Origin of the sequence: Pelagibacterium flavum (assembly GCF_025854335.1) — a bacterium.
In the GTDB taxonomy this organism is placed as follows: domain Bacteria; phylum Pseudomonadota; class Alphaproteobacteria; order Rhizobiales; family Devosiaceae; genus Pelagibacterium; species Pelagibacterium flavum.
Window position 1 is genome coordinate 1,122,078 of record NZ_CP107716.1, and the last position, 15,643, is coordinate 1,137,720.

A 15,643-nucleotide genomic window follows, 5' to 3' on the forward strand; every position below is an offset into this window, starting at 1 on the left:
CGGGGGAGACGCACAAGGAGGGCTCCATGCTGCTGCACACGGTTTTCGTCATTGCGCTGGCCGCTGAATCGATGTCCGCCGCATTGGCGGCGGGGCGGCGCAACATGGACTGGTTCGGGGTGTGCGTTCTGGGGTGCGTGACGGCGCTGGGCGGGGGCACGGCGCGGGATCTGCTGCTTGGCCACTACCCTCTGTTGTGGGTCGATCAGCCCGCCTATCTGATGGTCACCACGGCGGCGGCGCTGTTCACCATCGCGGTGGCGCGGATCATGGAACGGCTCAAGCTGATCTTTTTGCTGCTCGACGCCGTGGGGCTCGTGGTGTTCACTATTTCGGGCTGCATGGTGGCCATGGAAATGGGCCAGCCGGTGCTGATCGTCATCGTGGCGGGGATGATTACCGGGTGCGTGGGCGGTGTGCTGCGCGACGTGTTGTGCAACGACGTGCCGCTGCTGTTTTCCGGTGAACTCTACGCGACGGTGTCCGCCATTACCGCCTGCGTGTTCTTTTTCGGCATACAGGCCGGATTGCCCGTTGAGGTGACGACGATAACGGCCATGGCGGTGGGCTTTGCCCTGCGGACCCTGGCCATCGTTTTCAAGATCGAAATGCCGCGCTTCGTTTACGTGCCGGTACGCGATCAGTCCTCCAAGAGGTAGCCCTGTCGGCTGGCCAGTGGCTCGGTGCCGACGATCTTGGCGATCGAATTGCCCGGCACGACGAATTTGGCGACGTTGCGCGATATGACCCGGCCCGAGGTGCCGGCAAGGACCGGTGTGCGCTCGGTGAAGGCGCCGGGGCCGTCAAGGGCGATGAGATCGGCGATGGGCTGGCCTTTTTCGACGTGATCGCCCAATTCCACGCGGTAGGCGAGAAGCCCGGCCTTATCGACACGCAGCATTTCGGTGGCGGTCAAGGGCGTCGGCGCGGGGGCCGGTTCGATCTCGGGCGGTGTGCCGGACGCAAAGCCCTTGGCCTGAAAAAAGGCGTAGAGCCGGGCAGCGTCATCCTTGCCGATGTGGTCGAACACATCGGGCTGGCCGCGATATTCGAGCGTTGCGGCACGAGCGGAAAAGGGAATGGGCTTATCAGGGTACGCCTGGCGCAGCCGCGTCCAGAGCGAGGGCCAGACTTCATCGAACGAGCCGCCACCCGAATCTTCGGCGGTCAGTTGAGCAACCGAGCCCATATGGTCGGCCAATGCGCCCAGTTCGGCCATGGAATCGGGGGTGACAAACAGATGGACCAGCGCCTCGTTGTCGCAATGGAGATCGAGGACATAATCGGCGTCATAGGCTTCGGTCATCACCAGATGCCGCAGCTTCTGCATGGCCGTGGTCGGGCGCTGGGCATCGAGCCAGTCGCGCACGGCCTGGCGGATTATCGCGACATTGGCAGCGGCGTCATTGGTGAGTTTCGATGCGATTTCGGTATCCACGGCGGCAAAGAGGTCGGGCCAGCGGCGGTTGAAATTGGTGCCCGAGCGGAAATCATAACGGCCCACATGATCTTCGAACACACGCTGGCCCATGCCGAACGGGTTGACCATGGGGAAGATGGTGAAGCGGGCGCTGAGTTCACCCTTTTCGTCGGCGGATTTGAGCAGCGGCAGCAGGTGGTGCAGCGCCATGATGCCGGGCTGTTCGTCGGCATGGAGTGCGGCCTGCATGTAGATTTTGGTCGCCGCGTCGGCGGGACCGACCTTGAACAGCGTCAATTGGGTCGTCGTGCCGGGAGCATCGGCGTCGATGGTGTGGGTGATGCGGTCAAAGGCCATAAGGAACTACCGGATATATTTGGGGCCGAAACGCAGGCGCGGGCGGGATGTCGTGCGCTCTTTGGGCATGTGGCGCATCATGCGTTCATAAACGCGCCCGAAGACAAAGAAAATCACCATGGTGATGGCAAGAAACCACAGCGCTGCGATGGAAAAGTGAAGGAAGGCGTTGAAGTCGCGCTCGAACAGGTTCTGCGCGGTGTTGAGGATGTCGCGCTGGGCGTTGATGACTGGCAGGGTGAAATAGACCAGCGCCGTAGAGTGGAACAGGAACACCACTTCATTGGTATAGGCGGGCCAGGCAACGCGAATTGTGTTGGGCCAGGTGACGGTTCGGAACACCTGAAAGGGTGTCATTCCGAAGGCGCGGGCTGCCTCCAGCTCTCCTTTCGGGACTGTGCGCAGGGCGCCGTAGAGGATCTCGGCACTGTAGGCGGCGGTGTTCATCACCAGGGCCAGCGGGCCGATGAACAACGGATTCATCATCAGCCAGGCGATGCCCCAAGGGCGCCACCAGACGGGGTTGAGCGCCAGCATGATGGAATAGAACATGAAGAACTGGATAAACAGCGGCGAGCCGCGGAAGGCATAGATATAGGCCGAGCACAAGCGCCGGATGATGGCATTTTTCGAGTTCTTGCCGAGCGCGAGCAGTACGGCAAAGACAAAGCCTATCGGTAGCGAGGCGGCCGCGAAATAGATGTTGAACAGCGCCGGCTGGGCGTAAAGCGGGATCTCGGCGAAGATCTTGTGGATCAATTCCATCGCCTAGCCCTCCACCGGCATGCCGCGCCGCGCCCAGATGGTGAGCCTGGAAAAGCCCTTTTCCGAAAGCAGCGTGACGAGGATGTAGAAGACAAACAGCGCAATGAAATAGGCCCAGCGCCAGTCGCCATGCACAAGACCGGCCTGGGGCAGGAAGTTGGGTGAACCCAATTGGCCCGCCCACCAGACGATATCGGCGATCTGGAGCAGGGAGAGCAGCGACGTGGCCTTGATGAGCAGCAGCCAGACATTGGAAAGGCCGGGCAGGGCATAGACCCACATCTGGCGGATATGGATGCGCGTTAACACCTGAAAATCGCTCATGCCGTAGGCGCGGGCGGCTTCGAGCTGGCCCTGCGGAACGGCGCGCATGGCGCCGTGGATGACGTTGGCGGTGAACGCGCCGAAAATGATGCCCAGCGATACGCAGGCAAGGATCAGATATTCATAGGTCGAGAGCAGCCAGTTGGCCTCGCGGCAGGGCGGCCAGTTCGCCTGGTTGGCTGCGATGGAATCGGGCGTGCAGACCTGCATCGACCACACCCACTCGACCCCTTGCTCGAAGGCCAGCGGGAAGAACAGAAAGAACAGTACATCGGGAACACCGCGCACCATGCTGACATAGACGGTGCCTATGGCCCTGAGCGGCGCAAAGCGTGAGGCCTTTGCGGCGGCGCCCAGCAGGCCGAACACAAGCGCAAGGCAGCCGCCGAAGATGGCTGCCATGATGGTGAAGCGGAAACTGGCGTACCAGTTGAGATGCTTGCCGTTTGTCAGATAGCTGAGCCAGAAGGCGATATCTTCGCCCACCAGATCGAAAAGCCAGAAGGCGTCAGCGTCCACGCGCGTGCCCCTTGCGTGAGATGCCCGGCGAATGTCCCAGTCGGACGCCCGCCGGGCACAGGTTTGCGATTATTCCGTGTAGAACGGACCCGCGCCGTCGAACCATTCGGCGATCAGCGCATCGACGGTGCCATCGGCCTTGAGCGCCGTGAGGGCTTCGTCAAGCGTTGCGAGCAGCTCGGTATCTTCCTTGCGCACACCACCGCCGACGCCGCCGCCGATCATGACATCGGGGCCGAACATTTCCAGCGCGCCGCCGGAATTGGCGACGACCGGATCGAGCGAGGAGCCGTCAGCGAGGACCACATCGACATTGCCGGCGGCCAGATCGGCGATCGACTGATCGAAGGTGGCAAACGAGACGATGGTGTTATCGGCGGCAAAGTTTTCCTCGGCATAGGCTGCCTGGATGGTGTTGCCCTGAACGCCGATGCGCAGACCCGAGGGGCTTTCGATATCGATGCCCGCACCGGTTGCGGCGATGTAGTTGGAGGGATCGGGCGGGAAATAGTCCTGGGTGAAATTGATGGTCTCAAGCCGCTCGTCGGTAATCGACATGCCGGCCATGATGACATCATAGTTGCCCGCGACGAGGTTGGGGATGATGGGGTCCCATTCGCTCTGCACGAATTCGCAGGTCATGCCCGTGTGTTCGCAGATGGCGTTGCCCAGGTCGATTTCAAATCCGGCCAGCTCGCCGGCGTCGTTGACGAAATTCCAGGGCGCGTATGCACCCTCGGTGCCAATCCGCAGGGTTTCCTGGGCGTTGGCGGCTGTTGAAAGTGCTGCCAGAGCGGCAGCCGCGAGTATCACCTTTTTCATATGTCGAGTTCCCTTTGTTGGTTGGTGAGGCGACCGGGTCCCTTTTTGCATGATGGTTGCCGCCCCGGTCAGGCGTGACCCGCGGCGCTCAGGAACTGGCGCAGCCGGTCGGATTTGGTGGCGCCGAAGACTTCATCGACTGTGCCCTGTTCCTCGATCTTGCCCAGATGGAGGAAGACGACCTTGTCGGAGACTTCGCGCGCAAATTTCATGTCGTGGGTGACAAGGATCATGGTGCGGCCTTCATCGGCCAGCATCTTTATGACGCCCAGCACCTCGACTTCGAGTTCCGGATCGAGCGCCGAAGTGGGCTCGTCGAACAACATGAGTGTGGGATTGATGCAGAGCGCGCGCGCAATGGCGGCACGCTGCTGCTGGCCGCCCGACAGCTGGGCGGGAAAGGCTTCGGCCTTGGCCGCGATGCCCACCTTGTCGAGCAGGGCAAGCGCCTGTTCGCGCACTTCTTCCCTGTTACGCTTTTGAACGAGGAGCGGTGCTTCCATGACGTTTTCGAGGATCGTCATGTGCGACCAGAGATTGAATGACTGGAACACCATGCCGAGCTTGGAGCGGATACGGCGCAATTGAGATGCGTCGGTGGGGTGACGGTCGGGACCTTCGGCCGAAAGCGACACGTGCTCGCCATCGATGGTCACGTCTCCCCGGTTGGGGATTTCGAGCATGTTGATGCAGCGCAAAAGGGTGGACTTTCCCGAACCTGACGACCCGATGAGCGAGACCACGTCGCCGCCCATGGCACCAAGCGAAACGCCCTTGAGAACTTCAAGACTGCCAAAGGACTTGTGGAGGTCCGTGATCTCCAGAATTTGCGTCATTCGGTACGGGTTTACCCCTTGTTGGTTTTGCCGAGCCCGCTGCAGTTCCCCATTACCCCGATGGGGGCCGCCCACACAAACAGGAAACCAGAAAGCGCCGCGATACAAAAGCGAAAACGACAATCTCGTGTCGCTTTTTCGACCAAACGGTAAAAACTACGCGCGGGGCGATAACCGTTTGAATACCAGTCCGCCAAGTTGATTTCCGCTGTCAACTTGGCCGGTGCTAAGGTCCGGCGGGACGCAAACGAGATTCGCCGGCACCATGGGTTTCGACTACAATTCGCTTCTGATGGCCTCAGGCGCAGCGGGGATTGCGCTTTGTTTCACGCTGATGAGTTCGTGGCTGCGCGAGCGTGGGTCGACATTCCTTCTCACCTGGGCGCTGTGTATCGCCATCATCATCGCAGCGATCGTCGCCTTTTCGGTTTTCCACAGCACCGTCAACGTGCTGCATTCCATGCTTGCCGGCGTGTTGCTCACCACAGCCTTTGCGATCAGTTACGGTGGATTTACCCAGTTCAGCACCGGACGGTTTGCAAGTGGACCGGTTGTTGTTCTGGCCGTCGTCAGCGCCGCACCGATCATTGTGAGCGGCGCTTTTGGATTTGACGGGCTGAGCTTTGTTTTCATCAACGCGATGAGCGCGTTGCTCCTGGGGTTCTGCGGCTATCAGTACTGGACGGCACGGGCGGAATCTCCCGGTCCGATCACGGCTATTGCCGCATTGCACTGGATGCTGACACTTTCCTATGTGTTTTGCGTGATCGTCGTCGCCGCGGAAACGCCGCTCTATCTCGATGGCCGAGTGCCCGACAACTGGGCCGAAGCCCTTAATCTGATGGTTTCAGTGATCGCGCTTACCGGGATCGGCGGGCTGTTCGTCACGGTGCATCAGGAGCGCATCAGCCGCAGGCATCGCGATGCATCATTGATCGATCCCCTGACCGGGTTGAACAACCGACGGGCGCTTTTCGAGAGATTTCCCGATGGTCTTGTGCCGCAGGGGGCCGGACTGATCGTTTTCGACCTCGACGATTTCAAGGGGCTCAACGACCGGCATGGCCATGCGTTCGGCGATACAGTGTTGCGCAGTTTCGCGCGCATGGTGGAGGAAAACTGCCGCGCGGAGGATATGGCCGTGCGGCTGGGCGGCGAGGAATTCGTTCTGGTGCTGCCGCAAAGCTCGGCCACCCATGCACTGGCACTGGCCGAACGCATCCGCAGCATAATGGGCCGGATGATCCATACCATGGACAACCAGCCGGTGATCTGTACGGTCAGCGCCGGCGTTGCGATGGCCGAAAAGCCCGGGCTGAGCCTCGATACGCTGATCCGCAAGGCGGACAATGCGCTCTATCTCTCAAAGCGCTCGGGGCGCAACCGCGTGTCGCAAACGGCTTCTTCAGCGGCTTGATGACCCTATCGCGCCGGGCCTGTTTCGACCGGCGCATCGTCGCGTCCGCCCCATTCGGTCCATGAGCCGTCATACAGCGCGACCTTTTCGGCGCCGATGGTGTCGAGCGCCAGGGCCAGAACCGCGGCGGTCACGCCCGATCCGCATGAGGTGATGACCGGCCTTGCCGGATCGATACCGGCGGCGCGGATGGCTTTTTCCAGTTCAGCGTCCGGCTTGAGCGCGCCATCGGCAATGAGCGCGTCAAAGGGCAGGTTACGGCTCTGCGGGATATGGCCCGATCTGAGCCCGGCGCGCGGCTCGGGCGTGTCGCCTGTAAAGCGGGCCGCGCCGCGGGCGTCGAGAATCTGGTGGCCCGCCTGGCTGGCGGCCAGAACCTCATCGAAGCCGGCGACGGCACCGCTGTCGAATTTCGCATCGAATGCTGCCGGCGGCGCGACCGAATCGCCGGTTTCGAGCGGGCGATTTTCGGCTCGCCATCTCGGCCCGCCGCCCGCGAGAATTTTGACCTCGCGCGCGCCCATGACCGTGAAGGTCCACCAGGCGCGCGGGGCCGAAAAAAGCCCCGCTTCGTCGTAAACGACAAGGACTTTGTCCGAAGCGATGCCCAGCGCGCCGGCCATTGCGGAAAAGGTCTCGGCATCCGGCAGCATGTGGGGCAGGCCCGATGAGAGGTCGGCGTTTTTGTCGAGATCGAAAAAGACTGCGCCGGGGATGTGACCGGCGAGATATTCAGCGTGCGCGTTACGCCCGGAATTGGGCATGTGCCAGGAGGCATCGATCACCTGGACATCGGGATCATCGAGATGGTCGGCCAACCATTGTGTGGTGACGAAACGGGACATGGATTTCTCCTTAGGGCAGGCGCGCGATGCGGTCTGTCAGAAGCGCGTAGAACGCATCGGAATCGCCTGAACGGATGAACGTCGCGTTGCGCGGGCGGTCGGTGACGTGCCAGTAATCGGCGACCGTCATGCCGCGTGTCAAAGGGCTGGCGCATTCGATTTCGACATTGCACAGCCGGCCCTTGAAAATCTCGGGTGCGATCATGTAGGCGGTGACGCAGGGATCGTGGAGTGGGGCGCCGGGCCAGCCGTATTTTTCAAGATCGAAGCGCTCGGAAAAGCCCAGCATTGCAGCAACCGCCTCGCCCGAGCGGTTGCTGATGGCCCGGAACGCTTCGACGCGCTCGGGGGTGCCGATCATCTGATGGGTGACATCGAGCGGCATCATGGTGATTGGTGCGCCGCATTTGAGCACGGTCTGGGCGGCTTCGGGATCGACATAGATATTGAATTCAGCGGCCGGGGTGATGTTGCCGACCTCGAAATAGGCACCACCCATCAGGACGATTTCCTGGATGCGGGCGGCGATGTCGGGGGCTTTGACCAACGCCATGGCGAGATTGGTCAGCGGGCCGAGCGCACAAAGCGTGACCGTTTTTTCCGGCTCGCGCCGAATCGTGTCGATGATGAAATCGACGCCGTGCTTGGCCTCGAGGCGCAGTTTGGGCTCGGGCAGGTCGGGGCCGTCCAGCCCGGTCTGACCGTGGACGTGCTCGGCGGTAACCAACTCGCGCATGAGGGGGCGGGCGCATCCGGCATAGACCGGAACATCGCGGCGTCCGGAGAGTTCAACCACCTTGAGGGCGTTCTTGGCGTTCTGGGCAAGACCCACATTGCCGGCCACGGCCACGATGCCGAGCGTTTCGATCTCCTCGGGGCTGGCCAATGCCAAAAGGATGGCGACGGCGTCGTCCTGGCCGGGGTCGGTGTCGATGATGATCTTGCGTGCCAAGGTGAGCCTCCAGGTCGTGTCGTTTGCGGCGCGATCCTAGTCATGGCGCGGGAAAAGGGAAGGGGCGTGGTGCGGCGTTAAAACATGAAATGTACAGTCAGCTTTTCTTGACATAGTTTAGAATTGTTATAATCTTTGACGGCAGCGCATGAAGCGATATTGTGCGTTCTGTTCTAGATTCTCCGGCGCTTTGGCGCTTTCAATGACAGGGCATGCCCCATGAGACTGACCCGCCAGACAAGCTATGCCGTTCGGACGCTGATGTATTGCGCCATCAACGCGCCCGATCTTTCGCGCGTGGCCGATATCGCCAAGGCTTACGGGATTTCGGAGTTGTTCCTGTTCAAGCTGATCAAGCCGCTTGTGGAAAACGACATTCTGGAGACGGTGCGGGGCCGTCATGGCGGCGTCCGCCTTGCGCGTCCCGCAGCGGAAATCACCCTGCTCGACGTCATTTCGCTGACCGAAGAAAATTTTGCGCTGGCGGAATGTTTCGAAGGCGGAGAAACCAGTTGTCCGCTGGTCGGCGGATGCGAGCTCAATGTCGCCCTGCACGAAGCGCTCGAGGCGTTCTTTGCGGTTTTGCGCTCCTACACGATCGCCGATCTCACCGACAAGCGCCGTGCCATGCGCTCGCGTCTGGGTATCGAGATGCTGGGCCTGGAGCTGAACTAGCCTTCCCCAACGGATTCTGATTCTCGGCGAAAAATTTCGCAGGGCTTAAAATATGATCTTTACAGTCATGTTTTGATGGGATAGACACGGTCCTGCAGGAGTGAGGCCTGCCCCTTGACCCTGTATACGGAGCGCCAAAGCCGTGTACAGGGTCTTTTTCGTCTCAGCGCGGGCGTGGTTGCCGATCGCGGCTCAGCGTTTGTTCTGCGGCGTCAGGCCGTGCAGGAACAACTGGTCGAGGAAACGCGCGGCATCCTCGAATCGCCCCTCGCCGCCGCGTTCACGGCCGAGGACGGCCTTCACCTGAATGTCGAAATCGGCGTAATGCTGGGTGGTGGCCCAGATCGAGAAGATCAGGTGATAAGGGTCCGCCTTGGCGATCTTGCCCTCGGCCATCCAGCCCTTGATGATCTTGACCTTTTCGTCGACCAGGTCTTTGAGATCGGTGTGCAGGATCTCGTAAAAACCCGGCGCGCCGCGCAGCATTTCATTGGCGAACAGACGGCTTTCACGGGGAAAATCGCGGCTCATCTCCAGCTTGCGGCGGATATAGGACTGGATCTCGGGCAGAGGGTCGCCGTCGGGGTCCATTTCCCGCAAGGGCTCGAGCCAGGTATCGAGAATACGCGCCAGAAGCGGGGCATGGATATCTTCCTTGGATTTGAAATAATAGAGCAGATTGGGCTTGCTCATCCCTGCCGCTTCGGCGATCTGGTCGATGGTCGAGCCGCGGAAACCGAACTGGGAAAAGACGTCGAGCGCGGCTTCCAGGATGACTTCCTGCTTTTCGCGCTGGATCCGGGTTGCCGGTCTCGGCGTCTCTGCTTCGGTGGTCATTTTCGGCTGCTGCCTCCCATAAAGAATCCCGGAGCCGGAATCCTGAACCGGTTCGGGGCCGTTTCCGTGACCCGGAGCGGGCATGAGAATTATACCCCTTGAACCTTGCATTGAGAGTGCTAGAATTTTTCCAATCGGTCAAAAAAATTCTGACCGAAATCAACAACCGGCCGCCCGAAACAATCGGGAAACGCCGGAGAGGGAATATTCATGTCGCAGGGCGCTCCGTCCATCCCCAATGATCTCAATGCTTTCTGGATGCCATTCACGGCCAACCGGCAGTTCAAGAAGAGCCCACGCATGTTCGTGGGCGCCAAGGACATGCACTATAGAACCGCTGATGGGCGGGACGTGCTCGATGGCACCGCGGGTCTGTGGTGCGTCAATGCCGGTCACTGTCGACCGCTGATCACCGAAGCTATCGCCAATCAGGCAGCCGAACTCGATTACGCTCCGGCCTTCCAGATGGGCCATCCCAAGGCGTTCGAGCTTGCCAACAGGCTGGTCGATCTGGCGCCCGACGGGCTCGACCACGTGCTGTTCACCAATTCGGGGTCCGAATCGGTGGAAACGGCGCTCAAGGTGGCGCTGGCTTACCAGAAGACCATCGGTCAGGGCTCACGCACCCGGCTGATCGGGCGGGAGCGCGGCTATCACGGGGTCAATTTCGGCGGCATTTCGGTGGGCGGGATCGTCGCCAACCGCAAGATGTTCGGAACGCTTCTGACCGGCGTCGATCATCTGCCGCACACCCATTTACCGGCAAAGAACGCCTTTTCGCGCGGTGAGCCGCAGCATGGGGTGGAACTGGCCGAGGAACTGGAGCGCATCGTCACGCTCCACGATGCTTCGACGATCGCCGCGGTGATCGTTGAGCCGGTGGCGGGGTCTACGGGGGTTCTGATCCCGCCACCGGGTTATCTCAAGCGCCTGCGCGAAATCTGCGACAAGCACGGCATATTGCTGATCTTCGATGAGGTCATCACCGGATATGGCCGGCTCGGAACGCCATTCGGCGCCGATTACTTCGGGGTGACGCCCGACATCATGGTCACCGCCAAGGGGCTGACCAATGGCGTTATTCCCATGGGCGCGGTGTTCACGTCGTCGAAAATCCACGACGCATTCATGACCGGGCCCGAACACCTGATCGAATTTTTCCACGGCTATACCTATTCGGGCAATCCGATCGCCTCGGCGGCGGGGCTGGCGACGCTGGAGACCTACAAGCAGGAAGGCTTGCTGACCAGGGGCGCCGAACTTGGACCCTATTTCGAGGATGCGCTCCATTCGCTCAAGGGCGCGCCGCATGTGATCGACGTGCGCAATATCGGGCTGGTGGGGGCAATCGAACTCGAGCCCATTGCCGGCGAGCCGACAAAACGCGCGTTCTCAGCTTTCGTGAAGGCCTTCGAAAAAGGCGTTCTGATCCGCACGACGGGCGATATCATCGCGCTTTCGCCCCCGCTGATCGTGGAAAAACAACAGATCGACCAAATCGTCGACACCATTCGCACGGTCCTCGGGGAGGTGGATTGAGTCATGCAGATCATCGAAAACGCCATAGGCGGCAAGCTGGTCGTTTCGGCATCGAGCCGCAAATCGGCAGTCTATAACCCGGCGACCGGCGAGCAGATTGCGCAGTTGCCGCTTTCGACAAATGCCGAGATCGACGCCGCTGTGGCCTCGGCAAAGGCCGCGCAGCCGGCCTGGGGCGCCACGCCGCCGCTCAAGCGGGCGCGGGTGATGTTTCGGTTCAAGGAACTGCTCGACAAACACGCCGCCGATCTGGCCCGGGAAATCTCGCGCGAACACGGCAAGACCCATGACGACGCTTTGGGCGAAGTGCAGCGCGGCATTGAGTGCGTGGAATATGCCTGTGGCATCCCCGAGCTCTTGAAAGGCACGTTCACCCGCAATGTCGGCCCGGCCATCGATGCCTATGCTGATCGCCAGCCGCTGGGCGTTGTGGCGGGAATCACCCCGTTCAACTTTCCGGCCATGGTGCCGATGTGGATGTATCCTTCGGCCATCGCGTGCGGCAACACCTTCATACTCAAGCCCTCCGAGCGCGATCCGTCGGCGCCGATGCTGGCCTGGAATTTGTTCATGGAGGCCGGGCTGCCCGAGGGCGTGCTCAATATCGTCCATGGCGACAAGGAAGCCGTCGATCACATTTTGGACCATCCCGATATCAAGGCGGTGAGCTTTGTCGGCTCCACGCCAATCGCCGAATATGTCTATCAACGTGGCACCAAAGCCGGGAAGCGCGTGCAGGCGCTGGGCGGCGCGAAAAACCACATGGTGATCCTCCCCGACGCGGATCTGGACCAGGCAGCCGATGCTCTGATGGGTGCCGGGTACGGATCCGCTGGGGAGCGCTGCATGGCGATTTCGGTGGCCGTGCCGGTGGGCGAAAAAACAGCCGATGCGCTGATCGAAAGGCTCAAGCCGCGCGTTGAAAGCCTCAAGATCGGCCCGGCGACCGACAAGGACGCCGAGATGGGTCCGCTGGTGACCGCGATGCATCGCGACAAGGTGGTGGGCTATATCGACAAGGGGGTCGCCGAAGGCGCCGAGCTTGTGGTCGATGGACGCGGGTTCAAGCTGCAGGGCTATGAGGATGGATATTATGTCGGCGGTACGCTGTTTGATCGCGTGAAGCCGGAAATGACCATCTACAAGGAGGAGATTTTCGGTCCCGTCCTTTCGGTGGTCCGCGCGCCCGATTATGCTGACGCAGTCAAGATGATCAACGAGCACGAATACGGAAACGGCGTTGCGATCTTCACCCGCGACGGCGATGCGGCGCGCGACTTTGCCGACCGGATCGAGGTTGGTATGGTGGGGGTCAACGTCCCCATTCCGGTGCCTGTGGCCTATCATTCGTTCGGGGGCTGGAAGCGGTCCCTGTTCGGGGATCATTCGATCTACGGGCCGGAGGGCGTGCATTTTTATACGCGGCTCAAAACCGTTACCACGCGCTGGCCTGCCGGCATCAAGTCGGGCGCACAATTTACATTTCCAACCCTCTGATCATTTCAAAAGAAGGGAGCAAAGAGCATGGCGACACTCGGAGACAATCTAAAGGTCAACGGCGACAGGCTCTGGGATTCCCTTATGGAGATGGCCAAGATCGGGCCGGGCGTGGCTGGTGGCAACAACCGCCAGACGCTGACCGATGCCGACAAGGAGGGGCGCGAACTGTTCAAGCGCTGGTGCGATGAGGCCGGGCTTGAAATGGGCGTCGACAAGATGGGCACCATGTTTGCGCGCCGCGAGGGCACCGACCCCGACGCGTTGCCGGTTTATGTGGGGTCTCACCTCGATACCCAGCCGACCGGCGGGAAATATGACGGCGTGCTCGGCGTGCTGGGCGGGCTGGAATTGATCCGAACGCTCAACGATCTCGACATCAAGACAAAGCATCCTATCGTCGTGACCAACTGGACCAATGAGGAGGGCACCCGCTTTGCGCCCGCCATGCTGGCCTCGGGCGTTTTCGCAGGGGTGCATGAGCTCGATTGGGCCTATGACCGGGTCGATGCCAAGGGGCTCAAATTCGGCGATGAACTCAAGCGCATTGGCTGGGTCGGTGACGAAGAGGTCGGTACGCGAAAGATGAAGGCGTTTTTCGAGCTTCATATCGAGCAGGGCCCGATCCTTGAAGCCGAAGGCAAGGATATCGGCGTTGTCACCCACGTGCAGGGCTTGTGGTGGCTGCAGGTGACACTGACCGGCAAGGACGCGCACACCGGCTCGACCCCGATGCCGATGCGCAGGAACGCCGGACTCGGTATGGCGCGGATGACCGAGCTGGTCCACCAGATCGCCATGAGCCATCAGCCCGAAGCGGTGGGCGCCATCGGTCATTGCGATGTCTATCCCAATTCGCGCAACGTCATTCCCGGCAAGGTGGTGTTCACCATCGATTTCCGCTCGCCGCGCCAGGACGTGCTGGATGCGATGAAGGCGCGGTTCGAGACCGAGGCGCCGAAAATCGCCGAGGAGTTGGGGCTGGGCATGGAAATCGAGGTGGCGGGCCATTTCGATCCCGTAACGTTCGATGAAGGCTGCGTCACAGCAGTCCGCAACGCTGCCGAACGGCTCGGCTATTCGCACCGCGACATCGTCTCGGGCGCCGGCCACGATGCGTGCTGGATCAACAAGATCTATCCGACCGCCATGGTCATGTGCCCGTGCGTGGATGGCCTGAGCCACAACGAAGCCGAGGACATTTCAAAGGAATGGGCGACGGCCGGCGCCGACGTGCTGCTGCATGCGGTGGTTGAGACGGCGGAGATTGTCGGCTAGCTCAAAAAGAACAGGGTCCAGCACGCGCACGGCAAATGCGCGCCAGTGGGCGATCAGACAAGGGGAAACATCATGAGCACAGTCATCAAGAACGGCACCATCGTCACCGCCGATCTGACCTACAAGGCCGATATCAGGATCGAGGGCGAGACCATCGTCGAGATCGGGCCGGACCTTTCCGGTGATAGTGTGCTCGATGCCTCGGGATGCTATGTGATGCCGGGCGGAATCGATCCGCATGTGCATCTGGAAATGCCCTTCATGGGCACCTATTCCTCCGACGATTTCGAATCCGGCACCCGCGCCGCGCTGGCGGGCGGGACGACAATGGTTGTCGATTTCTGCCTGCCGAGCCCCGGCCAGAGCCTGCTCGAAGCGCTTTCGATGTGGGACAACAAATCGGGCCGCGCCCATTGCGATTATTCCTATCACATGGCGATCACCTGGTGGAGCGAGCAGGTGTTTGATGAAATGGAGACGGTGGTCAAAGAGAAGGGCATCAACACCTTCAAGCACTTCATGGCGTACAAGGGTGCGCTGATGGTGCAGGATGATGAGATGTATGCCTCGTTCCAGCGCTGTGCCGAGCTTGGGGCGATGCCGCTGGTGCATGCCGAAAACGGCGATGTGGTTGCCGATTTGTCGGCAAAGCTCCTGGCAGCAGGCAATAACGGGCCCGAAGGCCATGCCTATTCACGCCCGCCCCAGGTCGAGGGCGAAGCCACCAATCGGGCGATCATGATTGCCGATATGGCCGGGGTGCCGCTCTATGTGGTCCATACGAGCTGCGAGGAAAGCCACGAGGCGATCCGCAGGGCACGTCAGCAGGGCAAGCGGGTTTATGGCGAGCCGCTGATCCAGCATCTGACCCTCGATGAGTCAGAATATTTCGACAAGGACTGGGACCATGCCGCCCGGCGCGTCATGAGCCCGCCTTTCCGCAACAAGACGCACCAGGATTCGCTGTGGGCCGGGCTGCAGTCGGGCTCGCTGCAGGTGGTCGCGACCGATCATTGCGCCTTTACCACCGAGCAGAAGCGCACGGGTGTCGGTGATTTCACCAAGATCCCCAACGGCACGGGCGGGCTTGAAGACCGCATGCCGATGCTGTGGACCTATGGTGTGTCGACGGGACGACTGACCATGAACGAATTCGTCGCCGTTACCTCGACCAATATCGCCAAGATCCTCAACGTCTATCCCAAAAAGGGCGCCATTCTTGTCGGTGCGGATGCCGATATCGTTGTCTGGGACCCCGAAAAGGAAAAGACCATTTCCGCCAAATCCCAGCAATCGTCCATCGACTACAACGTATTCGAGGGCAAGCACGTCAAGGGCCTGCCGCGCTATACGCTGACGCGAGGCCGGGTGGCTGTCGAGGACGGGGCGATACAGCCGAAAGAGGGGCACGGCCAGTTTGTGCCGCGCGATCCCTTCCAGGCTGTGAACAAAGCGCTTTCGAAGTGGAAAGAGCTCACCGCACCGCGCAAGGTGGAGCGGAGCGGCATACCGGCATCTGGTGTCTGATACCAAACGGCAAATTTGGAATCGGGTGCAAAT

At 60.9% G+C, this 15,643-nt stretch carries 15 protein-coding genes; 7 read left to right on the plus strand and 8 right to left on the minus strand.

All coding sequences use genetic code 11. The annotated features are described in order from the left end of the window. Positions 1-26 precede the first annotated feature (26 nt). The gene (locus OF122_RS05535; protein WP_264226812.1) at positions 27-659 is read left to right on the plus strand and encodes a trimeric intracellular cation channel family protein; all 633 of its coding nucleotides are present in this window, start codon (positions 27-29) and stop codon (positions 657-659) included. Here OF122_RS05535 and OF122_RS05540 read toward each other — a convergent pair. From OF122_RS05540 to OF122_RS05560, 5 genes are all read right to left on the minus strand, one after another. Further along, positions 641-1,777 carry a M14 family zinc carboxypeptidase gene (locus OF122_RS05540; RefSeq protein WP_264226813.1) on the minus strand — a complete coding sequence of 379 codons (1,137 nt, stop codon included), beginning with the start codon at positions 1,775-1,777 and terminating at the stop codon, positions 641-643. The genes OF122_RS05535 and OF122_RS05540 overlap by 19 nt on opposite strands. Before the next feature lie 6 nt (positions 1,778-1,783). Beyond that, the gene (locus OF122_RS05545; protein WP_264226814.1) at positions 1,784-2,542 is read right to left on the minus strand and encodes an ABC transporter permease; all 759 of its coding nucleotides are present in this window, start codon (positions 2,540-2,542) and stop codon (positions 1,784-1,786) included. 3 nt (positions 2,543-2,545) lie between these two features. Continuing rightward, positions 2,546-3,385 carry an ABC transporter permease gene (locus OF122_RS05550; protein ID WP_264226815.1) on the minus strand — a complete coding sequence of 280 codons (840 nt, stop codon included), beginning with the start codon at positions 3,383-3,385 and terminating at the stop codon, positions 2,546-2,548. A gap of 69 nt (positions 3,386-3,454) precedes the next feature. Then, the gene (locus OF122_RS05555) at positions 3,455-4,207 is read right to left on the minus strand and encodes a transporter substrate-binding domain-containing protein (protein ID WP_264226816.1); all 753 of its coding nucleotides are present in this window, start codon (positions 4,205-4,207) and stop codon (positions 3,455-3,457) included. 68 nt (positions 4,208-4,275) lie between these two features. Beyond that, positions 4,276-5,043, minus strand: coding sequence for an ABC transporter ATP-binding protein (locus tag OF122_RS05560; RefSeq protein ID WP_264226817.1), 768 nt, complete (start codon positions 5,041-5,043; stop codon positions 4,276-4,278). Positions 5,044-5,308: 265 nt separating this feature from the next. Between OF122_RS05560 and OF122_RS05565 the strand changes: the two genes are divergently transcribed. Further along, positions 5,309-6,460 (plus strand): GGDEF domain-containing protein, encoded by a 1,152-nt coding sequence (locus OF122_RS05565; RefSeq protein ID WP_264226818.1) that lies wholly within the window; start codon positions 5,309-5,311, stop codon positions 6,458-6,460. A gap of 5 nt (positions 6,461-6,465) precedes the next feature. Here the strand turns inward: OF122_RS05565 and sseA are convergent, their stop codons facing one another. Both sseA and OF122_RS05575 read right to left on the minus strand, forming a co-directional pair. Continuing rightward, positions 6,466-7,305 carry a 3-mercaptopyruvate sulfurtransferase gene (sseA, locus tag OF122_RS05570; RefSeq protein WP_264226819.1) on the minus strand — a complete coding sequence of 280 codons (840 nt, stop codon included), beginning with the start codon at positions 7,303-7,305 and terminating at the stop codon, positions 6,466-6,468. A gap of 10 nt (positions 7,306-7,315) precedes the next feature. Beyond that, the gene (locus OF122_RS05575; RefSeq protein ID WP_264226820.1) at positions 7,316-8,257 is read right to left on the minus strand and encodes a nucleoside hydrolase; all 942 of its coding nucleotides are present in this window, start codon (positions 8,255-8,257) and stop codon (positions 7,316-7,318) included. A 219-nt stretch (positions 8,258-8,476) separates the two neighbouring features. Between OF122_RS05575 and rirA the strand changes: the two genes are divergently transcribed. Further along, the gene (gene rirA, locus OF122_RS05580) at positions 8,477-8,932 is read left to right on the plus strand and encodes an iron-responsive transcriptional regulator RirA (RefSeq protein WP_264226821.1); all 456 of its coding nucleotides are present in this window, start codon (positions 8,477-8,479) and stop codon (positions 8,930-8,932) included. Between the two features lie 192 nt (positions 8,933-9,124). Here rirA and OF122_RS05585 read toward each other — a convergent pair whose 3' ends face one another. Continuing rightward, positions 9,125-9,769: a TetR family transcriptional regulator C-terminal domain-containing protein gene (locus OF122_RS05585; protein WP_264226822.1), complete on the minus strand. Its 645-nt coding sequence runs from the start codon at positions 9,767-9,769 to the stop codon at positions 9,125-9,127. A 210-nt stretch (positions 9,770-9,979) separates the two neighbouring features. Between OF122_RS05585 and OF122_RS05590 the strand changes: the two genes are divergently transcribed. From OF122_RS05590 to hydA, 4 genes are all read left to right on the plus strand, one after another. After that, positions 9,980-11,308 carry an aspartate aminotransferase family protein gene (locus OF122_RS05590; protein ID WP_264226823.1) on the plus strand — a complete coding sequence of 443 codons (1,329 nt, stop codon included), beginning with the start codon at positions 9,980-9,982 and terminating at the stop codon, positions 11,306-11,308. 3 nt (positions 11,309-11,311) lie between these two features. After that, positions 11,312-12,805, plus strand: coding sequence for a CoA-acylating methylmalonate-semialdehyde dehydrogenase (locus OF122_RS05595; protein WP_264226824.1), 1,494 nt, complete (start codon positions 11,312-11,314; stop codon positions 12,803-12,805). A gap of 27 nt (positions 12,806-12,832) precedes the next feature. Beyond that, positions 12,833-14,083 (plus strand): Zn-dependent hydrolase, encoded by a 1,251-nt coding sequence (locus tag OF122_RS05600; protein ID WP_264226825.1) that lies wholly within the window; start codon positions 12,833-12,835, stop codon positions 14,081-14,083. Between the two features lie 72 nt (positions 14,084-14,155). Further along, the gene (gene hydA, locus OF122_RS05605) at positions 14,156-15,610 is read left to right on the plus strand and encodes a dihydropyrimidinase (protein WP_264226826.1); all 1,455 of its coding nucleotides are present in this window, start codon (positions 14,156-14,158) and stop codon (positions 15,608-15,610) included. Positions 15,611-15,643 lie beyond the last annotated feature (33 nt).

What these genes read in the sequence shown, in the direction of transcription:
- OF122_RS05535 (WP_264226812.1), top strand. Translation starts at nt 27, where the DNA reads ATGCTGCTGCACACGGTTTTCGTCATTGCGCTGGCCGCTGAATCGATG.
- OF122_RS05540 (WP_264226813.1), bottom strand. Translation starts at nt 1,777, where the DNA reads ATGGCCTTTGACCGCATCACCCACACCATCGACGCCGATGCTCCCGGC.
- OF122_RS05545 (WP_264226814.1), bottom strand. Translation starts at nt 2,542, where the DNA reads ATGGAATTGATCCACAAGATCTTCGCCGAGATCCCGCTTTACGCCCAG.
- OF122_RS05555 (WP_264226816.1), bottom strand. Translation starts at nt 4,207, where the DNA reads ATGAAAAAGGTGATACTCGCGGCTGCCGCTCTGGCAGCACTTTCAACA.
- OF122_RS05560 (WP_264226817.1), bottom strand. Translation starts at nt 5,043, where the DNA reads ATGACGCAAATTCTGGAGATCACGGACCTCCACAAGTCCTTTGGCAGT.
- OF122_RS05565 (WP_264226818.1), top strand. Translation starts at nt 5,309, where the DNA reads ATGGGTTTCGACTACAATTCGCTTCTGATGGCCTCAGGCGCAGCGGGG.
- sseA (WP_264226819.1), bottom strand. Translation starts at nt 7,305, where the DNA reads ATGTCCCGTTTCGTCACCACACAATGGTTGGCCGACCATCTCGATGAT.
- rirA (WP_264226821.1), top strand. Translation starts at nt 8,477, where the DNA reads ATGAGACTGACCCGCCAGACAAGCTATGCCGTTCGGACGCTGATGTAT.
- OF122_RS05585 (WP_264226822.1), bottom strand. Translation starts at nt 9,769, where the DNA reads ATGACCACCGAAGCAGAGACGCCGAGACCGGCAACCCGGATCCAGCGC.
- OF122_RS05590 (WP_264226823.1), top strand. Translation starts at nt 9,980, where the DNA reads ATGTCGCAGGGCGCTCCGTCCATCCCCAATGATCTCAATGCTTTCTGG.
- OF122_RS05595 (WP_264226824.1), top strand. Translation starts at nt 11,312, where the DNA reads ATGCAGATCATCGAAAACGCCATAGGCGGCAAGCTGGTCGTTTCGGCA.
- OF122_RS05600 (WP_264226825.1), top strand. Translation starts at nt 12,833, where the DNA reads ATGGCGACACTCGGAGACAATCTAAAGGTCAACGGCGACAGGCTCTGG.
- hydA (WP_264226826.1), top strand. Translation starts at nt 14,156, where the DNA reads ATGAGCACAGTCATCAAGAACGGCACCATCGTCACCGCCGATCTGACC.